The sequence below is a fragment of the Glacieibacterium sp. genome (genome assembly GCF_965200405.1).
Classification (GTDB): Bacteria; Pseudomonadota; Alphaproteobacteria; order Sphingomonadales; family Sphingomonadaceae; genus Glacieibacterium.
The window spans coordinates 3,010,702-3,029,952 of record NZ_OZ241356.1; the positions used below are offsets into that span (position 1 = coordinate 3,010,702).

Below are 19,251 nucleotides of genomic sequence, written 5' to 3' on the forward strand. Positions count from 1 at the left end.
CTGCCTAAAAAGCGGGCAGCACCCACTATCGGCTTTGCCACTGTTCGGCAAGGCGGGGCTGCGATAGAGCGGCGTGATGACAGGTCATACTCACGCGCTGATCGTCGCCGCCGGTCGTGGTCACCGGGCTGGCGGCGGCTTGCCCAAGCAATACCGGACAGTTGGCGGCAAGTCTGTCCTGCGGCACGCGGCCGAGACCATGCTTGCAGTCGCCGAAATCGATCAGGTTTCCGTCGTCATTCATCCCGACGACGCCTCTTTATACGACGCGGCGACGCAAGGGCTTGTGCTTGGCTCGGCGATACACGGCGGCGAGACACGTCAGGAGTCGGTGCGGCTCGGACTGCAAGCCTTGCAGGACGCTTCGCCGGCACGGGTGCTTATCCATGATGCAGCCCGGGCGTTTATGCCCAGTGACGCCATCCGACGGGTGATCGATGCGCTGGGCGAGCATGAAGGTGCCACCCCTGCCCTGCCGGTCACAGACAGTCTGCGCACCGGCGTAGCGACTGTTGATGGCGAGGTACCCCGAGACGCCCTGCACCGCGTCCAGACGCCCCAAGGATTCCACTATGAGGCGATCCTAGCCGCACATCGGGCGGCTGCTGGAGGCGCTACGGACGACGTGTCGGTCGCTACGGCATCGGGCATGACCGTAGCGCTTGTCGACGGTGACGAGCGCGGCTTCAAACTGACCACTGCCGATGACTTTACGCGCGCCGAGGCAATGTTCGATCGCACTATGATCTCGCGGAGCGCCCAAGGCTTTGATGTTCACCGATTTGGGCCGGGCGACCACCTGTGGCTATGCGGTATTCAATTGCCGCATCACCAAGGTCTGGTCGGTCATAGCGATGCCGACGTCGGCCTGCATGCGGTTACCGATGCCCTGCTCGGGACCATCGGTGCGGGTGACATCGGACAGCATTTTCCGCCCACAGATCCGCGGTGGCGTGGTGCAGCCTCCGATCAGTTCCTCGCACACGCCGCAAGTCTGATCGCAGCGCGAGGCGGGATCATCGACCATGTCGACCTGACCATCATCGCCGAGGCACCAAAGGTCGGCCCGCACCGTGACCGGATGCGCTCTCGCGTCGCGGCTATCCTCGGATTGTCGCTCGACGCGGTCAGCATCAAGGCGACGACCACGGAAGGGCTTGGTTTTACCGGGCGCCGCGAAGGGATCGCCTGCCAGGCCATGGCCACTGTTAGAGTACCAGCCTGATGTTCGACGACGAAATCCTCGATCTCGCGCGGCAGGTCATCGAAGCCAATCTGGCAGCCGGGCGAACAATTGCCCTGGCGGAGTCTTGCACGGGCGGTCTGGTCGCCGGCGCGCTGACCGAGATTGCCGGATCATCGGAGGTCTTCGAACGGGGCTTTGTCACCTACTCGAACGAGGCAAAGCTGGAGAGCATCGGCGTCAACCAAGACATTCTCGAGACGTTCGGTGCCGTCTCGGTCGCTGTCGCATGGGCGATGGCGCAGGGCGCTTTAAAGCATAGTCACGCCGACGTAGCCGTGGCGATTACCGGTATAGCCGGCCCTGGCGGCGGATCGCCCAAAAAGCCGGTCGGCACCGTCGTATTCGCCTGTGCCACTCGCGACGAGGACCCGTCGAAGGTGGTCGCTGACATCGAGCATTTCGGAGATCTCGGACGGTCGGAGATCCGGCGACAGGCGGTGATCCGGGCACTTAAGCTGCTACTACCGTAGAGGTCGGTCCTGGCTGGCACGCGATGAGCGGGTACGACATCGCGACGTCGCACCGGTCGTACTGGCCACCAAAGCGGGCCATGATTTCAGCATCATGCACGAAGCCGAGCTTTTCATATAGGTGGATGGCAGCGGCACACTTGCGGTTGGTCAGCAGGTACAGCGTGGTCATGCTCAAGCTGCGCGCCTGTTCCAGCATTGCGGTCAGCAAAAACTCACCTGCCTTCAGCCCCCGCGCCGACGCCAACACGCCCATTTTTGTCAGTTCAAAGCACCCATCAGCCTGCTTGCGCAACGCGCAAGTTCCGACGATGCCGACGCCTGCTGCAGCGACGAACAGGATCAAGCCGCCCTGATCGATGATATGCCGACGAGGGTCGGAAAGAACCGCACGATCGCTCGGCTCGAGAACGAACATCGTCTCGATCCACTCGACGTTGATGCTCGCAAACAGCGGAGCATGTTCATCTGCATATTGAACGATCGAGAGCGCCGTGTCGGCAGCCCCAACGATTGCTGGCTCCATCATCTTGACGCCCGCCTGTCCATTGCCTGCTGATATCATACCAGTCAAAAATTAGGGAATATGCACCGCGAGGGGACAGGCCGATTCCGCAAAGGTGCCGTCGGCTTAGCAAGCGATGTTGAGGATGGCCTTTCCAATGTCAGAAAGCGGGCCGTACTTCGGCATCCGGCAGGCGCACACCAAGGATGCGGGCAATCGATGGCGCAATCGCACGCTCGTCGATCACCCCGAGATTGCCGCGTCGGGTCAGGTTCGGGCCGTCGACGAACAGGCTCGCATCCATGGCGCGACCGGTCGGGAAATAGCCGTGCATCCCCTTGTAGCTGCTCGGAGTCGTCTTGGCAGCGGTCGGGACTTTACCGGCTTCGAACCCCGGCTTGAACTCGATCATGAAGCTGGCGGATCGCGCGCCGCCCAGCTTTGCGATTGCTGCGCGGTCGATGATGCGCGCTATGCCCATCTCCGGGTCTGCGGCGAGCTTGTCGAGCAATGCCGAGACTTTGCTGGCCAAAGCTGTGTCTTTCGGTCGTGCGAGCACGATCGCAGCAGAGCCGCCCATCAGCCACGGCTCCGCCTCCCAGCTTGCTACCCTGCCGTCGGTGCCAAAGCCGATCAGCCCGGCCGCGATGAAGGGCGCATAGATGTTGACGTCGGTAGTTACTGCCTCGAAACCGTGGTCGGACACGACGACGACGGTCACGCCCGGCTGGGCCTTGCGTGCTGTCGCCACCAGCTGGCCGATCATAGCATCGTTGCTGGCGATCGCCGCAAAAGCCTGTGGAGTGCCGGGGCCGAACTGATGCTCGACATGGTCGACGCTCGCCAGGTAGATCGTCGTCAACGCCGGCTTTTCGCGTGTAATCAAGGCCTCGGCGAAGCGGATGCGGTTCTGGTCGGCCTCGACACTCTCATCGATGCCCTGCGCATATCGACCGAGGTCATGTTCCAGCGTGTCGAGGATGCCGGGCGTCGCCAATGCGCGCAGCAGCTTGCGGTCATCGTCATGGCCGGTGCGCCAGATCTGCGGCAGGTTGACGTCGACGGGCGCACCGACGCTGACCGGCCAATGGACATTGACGGTACGTAGACCGGCAGCCCTGGCCGCGCTCCACAGTGTCGGCACCCGTACATCGGCGGCATACCACTGCCAGCCAACCTGGTTAATGTTGAGCGGATCGAAGCTGATATTGTTGTCGATGCCGTGACGTGCCGGAGTAACGCCGGTGAGCAGTGTCGTGTGGCTGGGATAGGTGAGCGTCGGCAGGATGCCGGTGACGCCGCTGGCCCAAGCTCCCGTCGCCATCATCCGCCGCAGGTTCGGCACCGCGACGCCCCGAGCCTCCGCCTCGACGATGTCGGCCGGGCGCAAACCGTCGACCGAGATCAACAGCACCGGTGCGGCCCGCGCCGACACCGTCGAGAGCAGCGCTCCCGCCAGCAGCGCCGCGAGCCGGACCGGCGCTTTCATCAGAATCCCCGCTTTAAGGTGACGAACCACTGACGCGGCGCGGCGGCGAGCAGCGTCGCGTTGTCACCACTGAACCCGTAGCCGTTCGAGCCGACCGTCGAGATGTACTGCTTGTCGGTCAGGTTAGTCACGTTGGCCTCGATCGAGATACCGTTAGCGATGCCGTGGCCGTGGATACGGACACCGATGCTGGCGTCGGCGGTGACGCGACCCGGCACCGACTGATCGTTGCTGTAGGTGAAGAACCGCTTCGACATATAATCGGCGCCGATCCGTGCGAAGAAGGTGTCGTCGTCATAGACGATCTCGCCCTTGATCATGTGCTCCGGCGAATCCACCACGAACTTGCCACCGGTGCGTTGAACTCCGCCGTTGATGTCGATCACGTCGTCCTTGTACTTGCTATGGTTGTACGCATAGGAGGCGAACAGCGATACCGCCCCGACAACCTTGTAGTTGGCACTGATTTCGGCGCCGTAGGTCCGAACTGCACCAACGTTGGCAAGGCCGGTCGCCAGCCCCTGCGGCCCGTTGCCGATTGGGATGTTGAGCAAGCGGTTGCTGAAGTCGACGTAGTAGCCGGCGATCGACGCCTGCAGCCCGCCCGAGCGGATACGGGCGCCCGCCTCGTAAGTATCGGAGCGCTCCGGCTTCAGGTTGCCGCCGACGGTGTTGAAAGCGAACTGTGTCGCAGCGAACGGTCCGGAGGTGGCGGCCGAAACAAAGGCGCGCATGTTCTGGGTGAAGTTGGCGAACAGCTCGGCGTTGTCGGTGACCTTGTAGAGTACCCCCGCCTGCGGCAGGAACCAGTCGGTCGCATCGATCTTGCCCGACGCGAGCGAGCCGCTGTTGACGATCGGGTTGGCGCTGTTGATGACCTTGTAGCCCTTCCAGCCACCGGTCAGCGTCAGCTTATCGCCGATCGCGAGCTTGTCTGAGACGTAGTACAGCATCGTCTCGGTATCGAACTTGACGTCGAACTGCGTGAAGAACGGATCGGTGTTGAACTGCAGCGTCGGCCGCGAGGCGGTGGCCTGGTCGGCGAGGCCGTAGAAGCGACGCGCTTGGCGGAAGGTGTTGGACTCGTACCAGCCGCCCAATTCGACGGTGTTATTGCCGACCTCATAGGTCAGGCGGGCGATGGTGCCGCCCCGCTTGATGCCATACTCCGTCGTACGGACCGACAGCGGGGAGCCGCCCGGGCCCGGCGTCGGCTGATACGGCAGGTACCAGACGCCCTGCCCCTTGTTCTGGTGATAATAGCCGGTCAGCTTGAAGGTCAGCGCGTCGGTCAACTGCGCATCGATGGTGGCGCCACCCAGCCAGTCGCGGCGAAGACCACCGGCGTCGTAATAGACATCGTCGACGGTCTTGTAGGGCGCCGGGAAGGCTAGCCCAGCGGTCGGATAGGGCAGCGGCTGCTTGCCGGCGGCGGCGACCTGGTTGTCGTAGATGCGCGCCAGTTGCGACGCGAGCGCGAAGTTGTTGCTGATATTGTCGTTATTGTAGCCGAGGCGGTTGATCGTATCGAGGCTGAGGTCCTGATAGTCCTGCTCGCGCCGATCCGAGAAATTCAGGAAGCCGGTGATCGAGCCCAGGCCGTGGATGTCCTGGACCAGCTTGGCGTTGACCTGGTGCTGCTTCTGCTCGCCATAGCCCTTCCATTTGTCGGTCTTAAGATAGCTGTAGCTGAGATAGCCGCGCAGGCCGTTGCCGGTGATGTCGCCGCTATCGATGCGGGCGAAGCCGCGATAGGTCGCGTCGCTGCCGTAGGTACCGGAGCCGACGATATCGAACGTCTCCGACGGCGCGCGCGAATGGAATTGCAGGGTGCCGCCGAGGTTGCTGGTCGACGCGGTGCCGAGCGCGCCGGAGCCTTGGGCGACCTCGACGCTGCCAAGGTTCTCGGAGATCAGCGCGCGGCTGATGTGCAGGCCGTTGTAATTGCCATAGCTCATGTCGCCCAGCGGGACTTCGTCGAGGGTGAACCCGAGCTGGTTCTGGTTGAAGCCGCGCAGGGAGACGCGGGTCGACCATTCATAGGCACCGAAAGCGTCCGAGGCCTGGTAGTTGACGCCAGGCAGCTTTTCGATCGCCTTGATCGGGCTGGTGCCCGGTGTCAGGCGGGCGATATCCTCGGCCCTTACCGACTGGACCTGACGGCTCTGCCCGAAACCGAGAACGACGATGTCCGCGTCCATATCGGCGGTGCCGGAAGCGGCGACGGCTTCATCAGCGGCGACGGCGGCGACGGCATCGGCGGCCAACGCCTGCATCGGCAGCAAGGCGCACAGTGCGGCGCCGCTGAGCAGGTAAAGACGATTGAACTGCATTGTATCCGACCCTTTGCGCTCGCCCGGATGGGCCGCACGGCGCCATGACGGTCGCAGGTTTCAGGTCGATGACAGACTTGTTGAAGAAAAATGATGACGCGGCCTGCCGAGCGGCCGGGTCGGCGGTGGCAGTAGAAACGACGCCCGAGTGGCATTCAGAACACAGGTTGCGATCGGCGGCGGGCCCTGGCGGATACCCGGAGATGTCAGGCGCTGACCGGCATCCCTTGTCCCTGCGCGCCATAGATCACCCGCGCCCTCGACTCGAAGCTGGCGACCATCCTGCGGAAAGCCTCTCCGAAGAACATCCCTGCAAGATGTTCGAAGATGCGGGAGCGGAACTCGAAGTCGACGGTGAAGTCGATCTCGCAGCCACCCGGGACCGGGCGAAATATCCAGTCGTTCTTGAGGTAGCGCAAGGGACCCGAGACATAGTCGATGTGGATGCGCTGCGGCCGGTCGAGGGTCACCCGGCTGGTGAACTTCTCGCGCACCATCTTGAAGCCGACGACCAGGTCTGCGGTCACGACATTGCCCTCGCGCCCGAGGATGCGGGTCGCCTGCACCCAGGGCAGGAACTCCGGATAGCGCCCGATGTCCGCGACAAGATCGAACATCTGCTCCGCCGTGTAGGGCAGCGCGCGCGTCTCGCTATGCCGGGGCACGGTCCAGGACCTTCTGGCCGAGCGCCTTCTCGCGCGCCGCTTTCATCACCGCGAAGTCCGCACCGGCGTGATAGCTCGACCGCGTCAAAGGCGAGGCGGCGACCTGCAGGAAGCCCTTGGCTCGGGCGATCGCCGCGTAGCCGCGGAACGTGTCGGGCGTGACGAACTCGACGACCTTGGCGTGGCGCGGCGTCGGCTGCAGATACTGGCCGCAGGTCAGGAAATCGATGTCGGCGGAGCGCATGTCGTCCATGACCTGGTGCATCTCCAGCCGCTCCTCGCCTAGCCCGACCATCAGGCCAGATTTGGTGAAGATCGTCGGGTCGAGGCGCTTGACCGTCTCCAGCAGGCGCAGGCTGGCGTAATAGCGCGCGCCCGGACGGATCGTCGGGTACAGCCGCGGCACCGTCTCGAGGTTGTGATTATAAACGTCGGGCCGGGCGTCGACTATGCGCTCGACTGCAACTGCCGCCTTGTTGCGGAAATCGGGGGTCAGGATCTCGATGGTGGTGTTCGGAGCGCGCTTGCGAAGCTCCTGGATGACGCTGACGAACTGCGTCGCGCCACCATCAGGCAGGTCGTCGCGATCGACCGAGGTGATGACGATGTGCTGCAGCCCGAGTTCGCCGGCGGCCTCTGCGACGCGGATCGGCTCCATCAAGTCGACCGCCTGCGGCATCCCCGTCTTGACGTTGCAGAAGGCGCAGGCGCGCGTGCAGGTGTCGCCCAGGATCATCACGGTGGCATGCTTCTGCGTCCAGCACTCGCCGATGTTCGGGCACGCCGCCTCCTCGCAGACCGTATTTAAGTTGAGGCGGCGCATCAGCTTGCGCGTCTCGGCAAAGGCTGGCGAGGTCGGCGCACGGACACGAAGCCAATCAGGCTTGCGGGCACGGGCCAAGGGCAGAGGAACTGTGGCTTCGGTCATGCAACGACAGATAGCGACTGTACGCTCGGATGCCAACGGCGGCATGGCGCCGCTTTACCCTTTGTCGGCACGCTGGTAGATCGCGCCATGGCTCCGATCGATACGCTCATTGCCGGCTACCGGCGTTTCCGCGACGGTGAATATCAGGACCAGCGCCGACGGTTCGACAGCCTGGCGATGCAGGGCCAATCGCCAAAGACCATGATCGTCGCCTGCTGCGACAGCCGCGTTGACCCGACCCGCGTCTTCGACGTCGATCCCGGCGAGATCTTCGTGCTCCGCAACGTCGCCAATCTGGTGCCGCCCTATGAGCTCGACAGCGCCCAGCACAGTGCCAGCGCCGCCATAGAATTTGCGGTGACGCAGCTCGAAGTGAACGAGATCATGGTGCTTGGTCATGCGCAATGCGGCGGCATCTCGGCGTCGCTGACCGGCAAGTTCGGGGGTGCCAAAGCTGGCGAAGGCCATTTCATCGATCGCTGGATGTCGATGATCGATCCGGCTCGAACCGCGGCGCTGGAAGCGGCGAAGGCCCACCCCGACATCAATCCGCAGCAGGTGCTGGAGCTGGCGGCGATCCGCTTCAGCCTCGATAATCTCCGCAGCTTTCCGTTCGTTGCCGAGCGCGTCGCCGACGGACGGCTGGTGCTGCGCGGCGCGTTCTTCAGCATCGCGGACGGGGTGTTGAAGCTGCTCAACCCCGAAACCGACCATTTCGAGCCTGTGCCGGTCTAAATCGCTCGCTGCATGAAAACGACGTCGATCAGCCTGCCAAACTTCTCGCCGACGTTGCGCAGCAGGCCGACGGTCTCGAACCCGCAGGCCCGGTGCAAGGCGATCGAGCCGCTCGCCTCACCGTCGCTTATCACGCCGATCAGCTGGCGGAACCCGGCATCGCGCGCCCGTTCGATCAACGCCTCCAGCAGCAGTCGTCCTATGCCCTGCCGGACATGGTCGAGGCTCAGGTAAATGCTCATCTCGCCGGTATGGCGGTAAGCGGCCCGGTCGCGAAACTGCGCGGCATAGGCGTAGCCGATGACCTCTCCGCCACGCACCGCGACCAGATAGGGCCACCCTGCCCCGACCATCTTGAACCAGCGGCTGTGCATCTCCGCCTCGCCGGGCGGATCGACCTCGAAGGTCGCCATCCCGGTCAGCACGTGGCGTGCGTAGATAGCGGTCACCGACGACATGTCATCGCCGGTCGCGTCGCGGATCGACAGGTCAGCGTTCGAGCGCATCGTACACCCGGCCGCGCGTGTCGCGGGCGCCGGCGCGCTGGTTCACATCGGCCTTGAACTGCTTGAAGCTGCAGCCCCAGGCACCACCTGGACCGACGGTCGAGCACAGCCCGGAGCCGCCCGCATCATAGTCGAACAGGCCGTTGCGCTCGCGCGAGACGCTTTCCGAGGATTTCAACCCCATGTCGGGTCCGACCGGCAGCGGCAGGCGATAGGGCGACGGCTTTGGCTCACGGTCGCCGCAAACGATGATCTCGTCGCTGCTCGTCTTGGGGCAGAGGCCGCTGAGCGACACTGGCGCCGCCGCCGATGCCACCAGCAGCAACAGGCTAGAAGTGGATCGCGCGACCGTACGCACCAAGCACGCTCTCGTGCATCATCTCGCTCAGCGTCGGGTGCGGGAAGATCGTCTCCATCAGCTCGGCCTCGGTGGTTTCGAGCGTGCGGGCGATGGTATAGCCCTGGATCAGCTCGGTAACTTCCGCGCCGATCATGTGGGCGCCGAGCAACTCGCCGGTCTTGGCGTCGAACACCGTCTTGACGAAGCCGTCCGCCTCGCCGAGCGCGATCGCCTTGCCGTTGCCGATGAACGGGAATTTATAGGCCTTGATCTCATGCCCCTTTTCCTTGGCCTGAGCTTCGGACAGGCCGACGCTGGCGACCTGGGGACGGGAGTAGGTGCAGCCCGGGATGTTGAGCGTCGACATCGGATGCGCGCCCTTAACGCCGGCGAGGTGCTCGACCGCGACGATGCCCTCATGGCTCGCCTTGTGCGCCAACCACGGTGGGCCGGTGATATCGCCAATCGCGTAGAGCCCGGGCACGTTGGTCTGCAGATAGTTGGTGACTTCGACGTGACCGCGGTTGGTCTTCACGCCGAGCGCTTCGAGCCCGATGTTCTCGGTGTTCGGCACGATGCCGATGGCGACGATGACATGGCTAAAGGTGTCGGTGGTCGCCTTGCCGTCGGCAGTGGTGATCGTCGCCGAGACGCCGTCGGGGCCCGGCTTCACGTCGGAGACCTTGGCCGCGGTCAGCAGCGTCATGCCCTGCTTGGTTAGCGTCTTGAACATGTGCGCCGAGATATCGGCATCCTCGACCGGCAGCACGCGGTCGAGCATCTCGACGACGGTGACCTTGGCGCCCATGTCGCTGTAGAAGCTGGCGAACTCGATGCCGATGGCGCCCGAGCCGATGACCAGCAGCTTGGTCGGCATTTCCGGCGGCACCATCGCGTGGCGATAGGTCCAGACGCGCTTGCCGTCCGCAACCAGACCCGGCAGGTCGCGCGCCCGCGCACCAGTGGCGACGATGACGTTCTTGCCGTCGAGGACACGTTCCTGGTCGCCGGTCTTGACGGTCACCTGGGTCGCACCGGTCAAACGTCCGACGCCCTCGACTACGGTGACCTTGTTCTTCTTCATCAGCGACTTGACGCCGGAGTTGAGCTGACCCGCCACTTTGCGCGAGCGCTCGACGACCTTGGTCAGGTCGAAGGCGACATTGCTGGCGCTCAGCCCATAGGCCTCGGCGTTCTGCATGTAGTGATAGATCTCGGACGTCCGCAGCAGCGCCTTGGTCGGGATGCAGCCCCAGTTCAGGCAGATGCCGCCCAGCCGCTCGCGCTCGACGATCGCGACCGACAAGCCGAGCTGCGCCGCCCGGATCGCTGCGACGTAACCGCCGGGACCGGAGCCGAGGATGACGAGATCGAAGGACTCGCTCACGCCAACATGCTCATCGGGGCTTCCACCAATGTCTTGAAGGCCGACATGAACTGCGCGCCGATCGCGCCGTCGATGGCGCGGTGGTCGAAGCTGCCGGTGGCGCTCATCACCGTCGCGATGGCGAGCGCGTCGTCGACGACATAGGGCCGCTTCTCGCCCGCACCGACGGCCAGGATGAGGCCCTGCGGCGGGTTGATGACCGCGTCGAACTGCTTGATGCCGAACATGCCGAGGTTGGAGATCGAGGCGGTGCCGCCGCTATATTCCTCGGGCTTGAGTTTGCCGTCCTTGGCGCGGGCGGCGAGGTCCTTCATCTCGGTGGCGATGACGCTGAGCCGCTTGTTGGCGGCGTCGGTGATGACCGGAGTGATCAGGCCGCCGGGGATGGCGACCGCGACCGAGACATCGGCGCGACCGAACTTGTACAGCGTGTCGCCGGCGAACTGGACGTTGCTGTCGGGCACCGCGACCAATGCGAGGCCGAGCGCCTTGATCAGCAGGTCGTTGACCGACAACTTCACGCCCGAGGCTTCGAGCGACTTGTTGAGGTCGCCGCGCAGCTTGAGCAGGGCGTCGAGGCGGACATCGACGGTCAGGTAGAAGTGCGGGACGGTCTGCTTTGACTCGGTCAGGCGGCGCGCGATGGTCTTGCGCATGCTGCTGAGCTTGATCGCCTCGGCGGGAACGCCGGCTGGCGGTGCGCTGGCAGCGGCGGCTACCGGTGCTGGCTTGTCCTGGGGTGCGGCGGTGGGGGCCGGATCGGCAGCCGGTGGCTGAGCAGCTTGCGGCTGCGCGGCCTGGCCGGCGGGACCGGCGTTGAGGTCGGCCTTGACGATGCGACCGTTCGGACCGGTGCCCTTGACGGTGGTAAGGTCGACGCCCTTGGCCTGCGCCAGGCGACGGGCGAGCGGGCTGGCGTTGACGCGGTCACCGGCCGGCGCTGCGTGGCTGGCGACGGGTGCAGGTGCCGGAGCTTCTTCGGCCTTCGGCGCCGGCTGACCGGCAGACTCCGGAGCAGGCGCCGCCTGAGCAGCAGCAGGCGCGGGCGCAGGAGCAGCGGCAGGCGGTGTAGCCTCCTCCCCTTCGACGCTCAGCCGCATGATCACCTGGCCGACCGGGACACCCTCGGTGCCCTCCCCGACCAGCAGTTCGGCGACGGTGCCCTCGTCGATGCTCTCGACTTCCATCGTCGCCTTGTCGGTCTCGATCTCGGCGAGCACGTCGCCCGACTTGACCGTGTCGCCGACCTTGACCAGCCACTTCGACAACGTCCCCGTCTCCATCGTCGGAGACAGAGCGGGCATGGTGATGTCGATCATCGGTAGCAGACCTTTTTCGCCGCCTCGACGACGTCGTCGACCTTGATCAGCGCAAGTTTCTCGAGGTTGGCGGCGTAGGGCAGCGGCACGTCCTCGTTGGTGACGCGCAGGACGGGCGCGTCGAGGTCGTCGAAGCCGTCCTCCATGGCGATGGCGATGATCTCGGAACTGATCGAGCAGGTCGGCCAGCCCTCCTCGACGACGACCATGCGGTTGGTCTTCTTGAGGCTGGCGAGAACCGTCGCCTTGTCGAGCGGGCGCAGGGTGCGCAGGTCGACGACTTCCGCCTCGATGCCGGCTTCCGCCAGCTTGGTCGCTGCGTCCAGGGCGACGCCGACGCCTATCGAATAGCTGACCAGCGTCACGTCCTTGCCCTCGCGGACGATCGAGGCCTTGCCGATCGGGATGGCGACATCGCCGTCCGGAACGTCGAAGCTATGGCCGTAGAGCAGCTCGTTCTCAAGGAACACCACCGGGTCGGGCGAGCGGATCGCCGACTTGAGCAACCCCTTGGCGTCGGCAGCGCTGTACGGCGCGATGACGATCAGGCCGGGGACGCTGGCGTACCAAGGTCCGTAGTTCTGGCTGTGCTGCGCCGCGACGCGTGAAGCGGCGCCATTGGGACCACGGAAAACGATCGGGCAGCGCATCTGTCCGCCGCTCATGTAGTTGGTCTTGGCGGCCGAGTTGATGATGTGATCCATCGCCTGCATGGCGAAGTTGAAGGTCATGAACTCGACGATCGGCTTCAGTCCGCCCATCGCCGCGCCGGCACCGAGGCCGGCAAAGCCGTACTCCGTGATCGGCGTGTCGACGACGCGCTGAGGGCCGAACTCCTCGAGCAGGCCCTGGGTGACCTTGTAGGCGCCCTGGTACTCGGCGACTTCCTCGCCCATGACGAAGACGGTGCCGTCGGCGCGCATTTCCTCGGCCATAGCGTCGCGCAAGGCTTCGCGGACGGTCTGGCGGTGGGTCGGCCCGCCGCCTTCAGGCTTGACGTCGAGGCTGGCAGGCGTCTCGCCTTCCTTGGGCTTGGCGGTAACTTCGGGCTTGGTCGGCGCGGGCGCTTCGCTCGACTGTGCAGCAGGCGCTGGCGCAGCAGCGGCCACGGGAGCGGCGGTCGAGGCCGGAGCCTCGGCGTCGTTCTCGCCGCGGATCGTCGCGATCAGCGTGCCGACCTTGACGGCATCGGCGCCGGCGGGAACGTGCAGCTTCTCGACGAGGCCACCCTCGTCAGCTTCGAGCTCCATCGTCGCCTTGTCGGTCTCGATCTCGGCGAGCACGTCGCCCGGCTTGACGGTGTCGCCTTCCTTGACCAGCCACTTGGCCAGCGTGCCCTCCTCCATCGTCGGGGACATTGCAGGCAATTTGATCTCGGGCATCAGTAAGATCCCACCAGGATGTCGGTGTAGAGTTCCTTGGGATCGGGCTCTGGAGCCGTCTCGGCAAAGTCGGCGGCCTGGGTGATCAAGTCGCGGATTTCCTTGTCGATTTCCTTGAAGCGAGCCTCGTCGGCGGCGCCCATCTCGATCAGCTCTTTCTTCGCGTGCTCGATCGGGTCCGACTTCTCGCGCATCGCAGCGACTTCTTCGCGGCTGCGGTATTTCGCGGGGTCGGACATCGAGTGGCCGCGGTAACGATAGGTCTTCATCTCGAGCAGCAAGGGCCCCTTGCCCGAGCGGACCCACTCGACGGCAGTATCGGCCGCGCCACGCACTGCGAGTACGTCCATGCCGTCGACCTGCATGCCGGGAACGCGAAAGCTCTCGCCGCGGCGATACAGCTGGTCCTCGGACGACGACCGATTGACGCTGGTACCCATGGCGTACTGGTTGTTTTCGATGACGTAAATCACTGGCAGCTTCCACAGCTCAGCCATGTTGAAGCTCTCGTAGACCTGGCCCTGGTTCGACGCGCCGTCGCCGAAATAGGTGACCGCGATGCCGCCGTCGTTCTTGTACTTGTGGGCGAAACCCAGACCGGTTCCGAGCGGAACCTGAGCCGCGACGATGCCGTGACCACCGTAGAAGCCATGCTCGACCGAGAACATGTGCATCGAACCGCCCTTGCCCTTGGAGATGCCAGCGGCGCGGCCGGTCAACTCGGCCATTACAATTTTGGGGTCGATGCCCGCGGCCAACATGTGCCCGTGATCGCGGTAACCGGTGATAACGCTGTCGGTCCCCTTGAGAGCGCTCTGGATGCCGGTGACGACGGCCTCCTGCCCGATGTAGAGGTGACAGAACCCGCCGATCAGGCCCATGCCGTACATCTGGCCGGCACGCTCCTCGAAGCGGCGGATCAGCACCATCTCACGGTACATGGCGAGAAGTTCTTCACCGGTCGGCTTGTACCGCTGCGGTTCGGAGGGGCGCTCGCGGAGAGGGGCCGGAGCAGCGCGGCCAGGAGTTTTCGCCAAGTTGACGCGCCTTCTATGTTTAAGCGGCGCCTGTATACGATTGGTTATCCCAACGGTTCAACCCGAAAGTGCGAGCTAGCGTGGTTCAGGCAGGTCGACGACCACCTCATCGGGACGAACTACGCCAAGATTCTTGCGGACCAACTCGTCGGCAAGATCCGGATCTACGTGACGGGGATCGAGCAAGGCGTTCTGACGCTCGAGCGCCGAGCGTGCGTCTGCCACCCTTTTTGACTCGATGCTGAGCGCTGCATGCTCCGACCGGTACTCCCGCCACGCCAGCAGACCCGTGTTTCCGGCTACCGCGTGAAAAGCGAAGTAGCCCAGAACAGCCGTCAAAGCCGCTGGCAGAGCGGCTCGGCGCAGAAGGTCGAAGGGAGTGGAAACGGTGGCCATTCCCGACTCTAACCACGTGATTCGCGCTGCATCAAGCGGCTTTTGCGATCAGCGCAAAACCGACCTTCCGGCGTAAACCGCCGACGATCCAAGCTCCTCTTCGATGCGGATGAGCTGGTTGTATTTTGCCAGCCGATCGGAGCGCGCCAGGCTCCCCGTCTTGATTTGCCCGCAGTTAAGCGCCACAGCCAGATCGGCAATTGTCGAATCCTCGGTCTCTCCAGATCGGTGAGACATCACGCTGGTGTAGCGCGCCCGATGCGCCATCTCCACGGCCCGCATCGTCTCTGTCAGGGTGCCAATCTGGTTGACCTTCACGAGCAGCGAGTTAGCTAGACCCCGGCCGATGCCATCTCTCAGCCTCTCGGGGTTGGTAACGAACAAATCATCGCCGACCAGTTGATGGGTCGCGCCGAGCCGGTCGGTAATCGCCTTCCAGCCATCGAAGTCGTCCTCGGCCATGCCGTCTTCGATCGACAGGATCGGATACCGCGCACAAAGATCGGCGTAGTAATCGACCATTTCATGCGGTGTCAGCGACTTGCCTTCATTGGTAAGCTCATAGCGGCCGTCTTTAAAAAACTCGGACGCCGCCGGGTCGAGCGCGATCATGACATCATCGCCAGGCTTGAAGCCAGCCTTCTCGACCGAGCGCATAATGAAGTCGAGCGCAGCGGTCGTACCCTTGAGGTTGGGCGCAAAGCCACCTTCGTCACCGACCGCCGTCGACTGGCCAGCCGAGCTAAGCTCCTTGCGCAGCGTATGGAAAATCTCGGAACCCCAGCGCACTGCCTCGGCAAGCGTCGGCGCTCCGACCGGCATGACCATGAACTCCTGGAAGTCGATGGGATTGTCCGCGTGAGCACCGCCGTTGATGATGTTCATCATCGGGACCGGCAGGACGTGAGCGCCCACGCCGCCGATGTAGCGATGCAGCGGAAGTCCGCGCGCCTCCGCCGCCGCCTTTGCCGTCGCCAGGCTAACTCCCAGGATCGCGTTGGCACCGAGCCGAGCCTTGTTGGCAGTGCCGTCGAGCGCGATCATCGCGGCATCGACTTCGCCTTGCTCCTCGGCGTCGAGGCCGCTCAACGCGTCGAGAATCTCGCCGTTAACGGCAGCGACGGCTCGGGTGACACCCTTGCCGCCGAACAGTCTGACGTCTCCGTCACGGAGTTCGACGGCTTCGTGCGCGCCGGTCGATGCCCCCGACGGTACGGCGGCACGACCGAAGCTCCCGTCTTCCAGCAATACGTCGACTTCCACGGTCGGGTTGCCCCGGCTGTCGATGATTTGACGGGCGTGGATATCGACAATCGCGGTCATAGATGAAAAACCTTTCGGCGGCGGCACGAGGTTGGTTGTAGAGGCGTGTCTAGCCAGCAAAACAGTTTACGGCAACGATGCCCCGTCGCGGGAACTCGGTTGCAGCGTCTCACGTTCAATACGTCGGATAAACAATTCAGCAGGACCAAGTCATGGCGATGGATAACGACTCGACGTTCAATCGGTCCCTGAGCAGCGCCGAGTTTGGCGGGGCTGATGTGAATGAGAGCCGCTTCGATCAGGCAGCCTCGACGGCTAGGCAGGGGGCAGAGACAGTGCGCGACAAGGCGTCTGGACTCCGTGAGCAGGCAACCGAGAAGCTTCGTGGATTTGCCGACGAAGGCAAAGACCACGTGGCTGCCACGCTCGACGGACTTGTCCACGCGGCTCGTGAGATTGCCGACAAGCTTCAGGACGGATCGTTCGGGCCGATCGGGGGCTATGCGATGACGGCGGCCGATACGCTGGAGGGTTGGACCGACAGCATCAAAAATCGCTCGATCGAGGATCTGATCGATGACGGTCGGGAGTTGGTGCGGAAGTCGCCAGCAGTTGCAGTCGGAGCGGCTGTGGCAGCAGGCTTCGTTTTGTCTCGCGTTTTGAAGGCTGGCACCACCAGCCGGTTCTCGGGCTAACTCGCGAGATATTGGAGCTCACCCGATGGCAACACTACCTGATAACAATTCATCGATCGGCGACTTGCTGCGGCAGTTAGTCGAGGATGTTGGACATCTGTTCCGGACCGAGCTGAGGCTAGCGCAGGCGGAGGTTCGTTCGAATGTAGCCGGTCTCAAGAGTGGCATTGTGGCCGTAGCTGCCGGGGGCGTGTTCATGCTGGTGGCGACATTCACGCTGGTCGGCGCATTCGTAGGCTGGTTGACACCGTATGTCGGTGCTGGCTGGGCAGCATTCATAGTCTCGGTAGTGTTGGGTATAGCGGGTCTGATCGCGATATCGGTCGGCTCCAACAAGCTGAAAGCCGGCAATCTTGCGCCTCAGCGGACCGTCGCATCGATAAAGCAGGATGCGCAAACGCTTAAGGGAAACAACTAATGATCGATGACGCGGCGACCAATAATTTTGCTGACGAAGCTGATGACACACGCGAACGGATTGCTGCGACGATCGATCAGCTTCAGGACCGTCTCAATCCTCGCCGTATAGTCGGTGATGCCGTCGGTTCGATGCAATCGAGTGGCGCCAACCTCATAAACAGCGGCGGGCGTCTCCTCCACGATCATCCAATCGCGGCGATTGCTGCGGTGATTGGTATCGGCGCTGCCTACTTAGGTCGCGGAAAACTTCAGCGGGCGACCGTGAACCTGGGCGACGATCGGGAAACCTACAGCGACTTTGACGATGATTACGCGCCGGAAGCTGGCACCAGTCAGCGCTTCGCGTTGTCCCGGCATAAAGCTGGCACTACCATCGAGGAAAATCCAGTTGTAGCGCTGGTGCTGGGCGTCGCAGCTGGTGCCCTCCTCGGTTACATATTTCCCGAGACTGAGAAAGAGCGCGAACTGTTGAGCGCCAGCAGCGATCGTTTGAAGGCAGCGGCGCGCGCAGCAGCGGGCACTGCAAAGGACGAACTCTCCACCGGTTGGGAAAAGGTCGGCGACGTCGCCAATCACGCTAAGTCAGCCGTCCAGTCAGTGGTTGGCGCTGCAAAAAGCGAATTAGAGAACCGTAATTGAGGTTCAATCTGTGTTCACGCCGATCGAGCTACTAGGGTGTGAACATCTTTTTCCGGAGAGCGCATGCGTAAGTATTGGATAATCCCTGCGGTGGTTCTGCTCGGGACTGTGACGACGTCGGGAGTGATCGCACCGGCCGTAGCTCAGGTGGCGTCGGCTACTGATGCTCAGGGTGCGAGTAAGTTCGTCGATGAACTTTCTAAGCGCGTCTTTGACGTGCTGAAGGATCAAAGTGTCAGTAAAGCGCAGAATAAGAATAAGCTGCGTGCGATGCTTCGAGAGAATTTTGCCTTGCAGGAGATCGGCGATCGGCTGATCCGACGTTATCGTTCGCAGATCACTCCGGCACAGTATGCAGCTTATCAGGCCGCCCTGCCCGAGTTTACCGTGAATGCGTATGGTGACAGGCTTTATAATTACGCCAACGCCGACGTTCAGCCGGTGCGGACCGTGCCTCGCGGTACCAAGGGTGACGTCGACGTATATACTAAGATTGTGCGTCCAGGCGGCGCGCAACCTTTCGACGCGATTTGGACAATCCGGCGCGTCGGCGGCAAGTTCTTAATAACGAACTTAACAGTCGCTGGTATTAATCTTTCCCTGACACAGGAAGCCGATTTTTCCTCTTACATTTCGAAAAATGGCTTTGACGCCCTGGTGACATTCATGAAGTCGTCTAACGCGAAGGCTGCGATCTGACCTTCAGGCTTGCCGCGCTCCTCGCTAGGCGATAGAGCGCGGCGATGTCCACCAAACTCCATCTTGTCTTCGGCGGTCGGGTATCTGATCCGCGAGCGCTAGAGTTCGAAGATCCGGCTAAGCTCGACGTCGTCGGCATTTTTGCCAGCTACGCCGAGGCTGAGGCCGCCTGGCGTGCGAACGCGCAGCGGACGGTCGACGACGCGGCTATGCGCTACGTTATCGTCCATCTGCACCGCTTGCTTGAGCCGTCCATTCCGACCGGCTGATCAGATAAATTCGAGTTTCTCGATCGTGTAATATTTGTCGCCTGAAGGGGTCGTAACTTCGACCTCCTCACCGACGCGACGACCAATCAACGCGCGGCCTAACGGTGACGAGTAGCTGATGCGGCCCCGGCGCGCGTCGGCTTCCGTCTGGCCGACGATCTGATAGACGATCTTCTTGTCGTCCTCATCAAGCAGATGAACGGTCCCGCCGAAGACCACCCGATCGCCCGAAAGCGTCTTGGGATCGATCACGACAGCGCGCGCCAGCCGGTCCTCAAGATCGAACACCTGTGCTTCGATCTGGCCCTGACGCTCCTTCGCCGCGTGATACTCGGCGTTCTCGCTTAGATCGCCGTGCGCGCGCGCCTCTTCGATCATCAGCACGACCTCAGGCCGCTCTTCCTCTTTCAGCCGACGCAATGTCGTGACGAGGTAATCATGTCCCTCGGCGAGCATTGGCAGCTTATCGACGGTCGCCATTCAATTAACCCTTTCGTACCGGACAGTTATTAGCACCCGAAGTGACTC

The 19,251-nt window shown here is 63.2% G+C and carries 22 protein-coding genes; 8 read left to right on the forward strand and 14 right to left on the reverse strand.

Annotated features, from left to right (window positions below):
- Positions 1 to 76: 76 nt before the first annotated feature.
- Together ACOFKW_RS14040 and ACOFKW_RS14045 are read left to right on the forward strand one after the other, a co-directional pair.
- Positions 77 to 1,225, forward strand: coding sequence for a bifunctional 2-C-methyl-D-erythritol 4-phosphate cytidylyltransferase/2-C-methyl-D-erythritol 2,4-cyclodiphosphate synthase (locus ACOFKW_RS14040; protein ID WP_419816957.1), 1,149 nt, complete (start codon positions 77 to 79; stop codon positions 1,223 to 1,225).
- Entirely contained in the window at positions 1,225 to 1,716 is a 492-nt protein-coding gene (locus ACOFKW_RS14045; protein ID WP_419814756.1) for a CinA family protein, read from the forward strand. Before ACOFKW_RS14040 ends, ACOFKW_RS14045 begins: the two co-directional genes overlap by 1 nt.
- Here the strand turns inward: ACOFKW_RS14045 and ACOFKW_RS14050 are convergent.
- The 5 genes from ACOFKW_RS14050 to lipA form a co-directional block, all read right to left on the reverse strand.
- Positions 1,697 to 2,281, reverse strand: coding sequence for a GNAT family N-acetyltransferase (locus ACOFKW_RS14050; protein ID WP_419814757.1), 585 nt, complete (start codon positions 2,279 to 2,281; stop codon positions 1,697 to 1,699). The genes ACOFKW_RS14045 and ACOFKW_RS14050 overlap by 20 nt on opposite strands.
- A 100-nt stretch (positions 2,282 to 2,381) precedes the next feature.
- On the reverse strand, positions 2,382 to 3,710 hold the full coding sequence (locus ACOFKW_RS14055) for an alkaline phosphatase family protein (RefSeq protein WP_419814758.1): 1,329 nt from the start codon (positions 3,708 to 3,710) through the stop codon (positions 2,382 to 2,384).
- Positions 3,710 to 6,043, reverse strand: a complete 2,334-nt coding sequence (locus ACOFKW_RS14060) for a TonB-dependent receptor family protein (protein ID WP_419814759.1) — start codon at positions 6,041 to 6,043, stop codon at positions 3,710 to 3,712. Before ACOFKW_RS14060 ends, ACOFKW_RS14055 begins: the two co-directional genes overlap by 1 nt.
- Positions 6,044 to 6,249: 206 nt before the next feature.
- Positions 6,250 to 6,708, reverse strand: coding sequence for a type II toxin-antitoxin system RatA family toxin (locus ACOFKW_RS14065; RefSeq protein ID WP_419814760.1), 459 nt, complete (start codon positions 6,706 to 6,708; stop codon positions 6,250 to 6,252).
- Complete coding sequence (lipA, locus tag ACOFKW_RS14070; RefSeq protein ID WP_419814761.1) at positions 6,695 to 7,636, reverse strand: lipoyl synthase; 942 nt, start codon at positions 7,634 to 7,636, stop codon at positions 6,695 to 6,697. The genes ACOFKW_RS14065 and lipA overlap by 14 nt, the downstream gene beginning before the upstream one ends.
- A gap of 87 nt (positions 7,637 to 7,723) precedes the next feature.
- Here lipA and ACOFKW_RS14075 point away from each other — a divergent pair, with 87 nt between their 5' ends.
- Positions 7,724 to 8,371 (forward strand): carbonic anhydrase, encoded by a 648-nt coding sequence (locus ACOFKW_RS14075; RefSeq protein ID WP_419814762.1) that lies wholly within the window; start codon positions 7,724 to 7,726, stop codon positions 8,369 to 8,371.
- On the opposite strand, the gene ACOFKW_RS14080 is transcribed toward ACOFKW_RS14075, so the two are convergent.
- The 8 genes from ACOFKW_RS14080 to eno all read right to left on the reverse strand — a co-directional run bounded on the left by ACOFKW_RS14080 (position 8,368) and on the right by eno (position 16,061).
- On the reverse strand, positions 8,368 to 8,877 hold the full coding sequence (locus tag ACOFKW_RS14080) for an N-acetyltransferase family protein (protein WP_419814763.1): 510 nt from the start codon (positions 8,875 to 8,877) through the stop codon (positions 8,368 to 8,370). The genes ACOFKW_RS14075 and ACOFKW_RS14080 overlap by 4 nt on opposite strands.
- A complete protein-coding gene (locus ACOFKW_RS14085; RefSeq protein WP_419814764.1) occupies positions 8,861 to 9,202 on the reverse strand; it encodes a hypothetical protein in 342 nt (113 codons plus the stop codon). Before ACOFKW_RS14085 ends, ACOFKW_RS14080 begins: the two co-directional genes overlap by 17 nt.
- A gap of 4 nt (positions 9,203 to 9,206) precedes the next feature.
- On the reverse strand, positions 9,207 to 10,604 hold the full coding sequence (lpdA, locus tag ACOFKW_RS14090; RefSeq protein ID WP_419814765.1) for a dihydrolipoyl dehydrogenase: 1,398 nt from the start codon (positions 10,602 to 10,604) through the stop codon (positions 9,207 to 9,209).
- Positions 10,601 to 11,923, reverse strand: coding sequence for a pyruvate dehydrogenase complex dihydrolipoamide acetyltransferase (locus tag ACOFKW_RS14095; RefSeq protein ID WP_419814766.1), 1,323 nt, complete (start codon positions 11,921 to 11,923; stop codon positions 10,601 to 10,603). The genes lpdA and ACOFKW_RS14095 overlap by 4 nt, the downstream gene beginning before the upstream one ends.
- On the reverse strand, positions 11,920 to 13,305 hold the full coding sequence (locus ACOFKW_RS14100; RefSeq protein ID WP_419814767.1) for a pyruvate dehydrogenase complex E1 component subunit beta: 1,386 nt from the start codon (positions 13,303 to 13,305) through the stop codon (positions 11,920 to 11,922). The genes ACOFKW_RS14095 and ACOFKW_RS14100 overlap by 4 nt, the downstream gene beginning before the upstream one ends.
- Complete coding sequence (gene pdhA, locus ACOFKW_RS14105; RefSeq protein ID WP_419814768.1) at positions 13,305 to 14,342, reverse strand: pyruvate dehydrogenase (acetyl-transferring) E1 component subunit alpha; 1,038 nt, start codon at positions 14,340 to 14,342, stop codon at positions 13,305 to 13,307. The genes ACOFKW_RS14100 and pdhA overlap by 1 nt, the downstream gene beginning before the upstream one ends.
- A gap of 75 nt (positions 14,343 to 14,417) precedes the next feature.
- On the reverse strand, positions 14,418 to 14,738 hold the full coding sequence (locus tag ACOFKW_RS14110; RefSeq protein WP_419814769.1) for an FtsB family cell division protein: 321 nt from the start codon (positions 14,736 to 14,738) through the stop codon (positions 14,418 to 14,420).
- 48 nt (positions 14,739 to 14,786) lie between these two features.
- Positions 14,787 to 16,061 (reverse strand): phosphopyruvate hydratase, encoded by a 1,275-nt coding sequence (gene eno / locus ACOFKW_RS14115; protein ID WP_419814770.1) that lies wholly within the window; start codon positions 16,059 to 16,061, stop codon positions 14,787 to 14,789.
- Positions 16,062 to 16,213: 152 nt separating this feature from the next.
- Here eno and ACOFKW_RS14120 point away from each other — a divergent pair, with 152 nt between their 5' ends.
- From ACOFKW_RS14120 to ACOFKW_RS14140, 5 genes are all read left to right on the forward strand, one after another.
- Entirely contained in the window at positions 16,214 to 16,696 is a 483-nt protein-coding gene (locus ACOFKW_RS14120) for a hypothetical protein (RefSeq protein ID WP_419814771.1), read from the forward strand.
- Positions 16,697 to 16,721: 25 nt separating this feature from the next.
- Complete coding sequence (locus ACOFKW_RS14125; protein WP_419814772.1) at positions 16,722 to 17,114, forward strand: phage holin family protein; 393 nt, start codon at positions 16,722 to 16,724, stop codon at positions 17,112 to 17,114.
- Positions 17,114 to 17,755, forward strand: a complete 642-nt coding sequence (locus ACOFKW_RS14130) for a DUF3618 domain-containing protein (protein ID WP_419814773.1) — start codon at positions 17,114 to 17,116, stop codon at positions 17,753 to 17,755. The genes ACOFKW_RS14125 and ACOFKW_RS14130 overlap by 1 nt, the downstream gene beginning before the upstream one ends.
- Before the next feature lie 63 nt (positions 17,756 to 17,818).
- Entirely contained in the window at positions 17,819 to 18,454 is a 636-nt protein-coding gene (locus tag ACOFKW_RS14135) for an MlaC/ttg2D family ABC transporter substrate-binding protein (protein ID WP_419814774.1), read from the forward strand.
- Positions 18,455 to 18,498: 44 nt separating this feature from the next.
- Positions 18,499 to 18,723: a DUF4170 domain-containing protein gene (locus ACOFKW_RS14140; protein WP_419814775.1), complete on the forward strand. Its 225-nt coding sequence runs from the start codon at positions 18,499 to 18,501 to the stop codon at positions 18,721 to 18,723.
- On the opposite strand, the gene greA is transcribed toward ACOFKW_RS14140, so the two are convergent.
- A complete protein-coding gene (gene greA, locus ACOFKW_RS14145; RefSeq protein WP_419814776.1) occupies positions 18,724 to 19,203 on the reverse strand; it encodes a transcription elongation factor GreA in 480 nt (159 codons plus the stop codon).
- Positions 19,204 to 19,251: the final 48 nt, after the last annotated feature.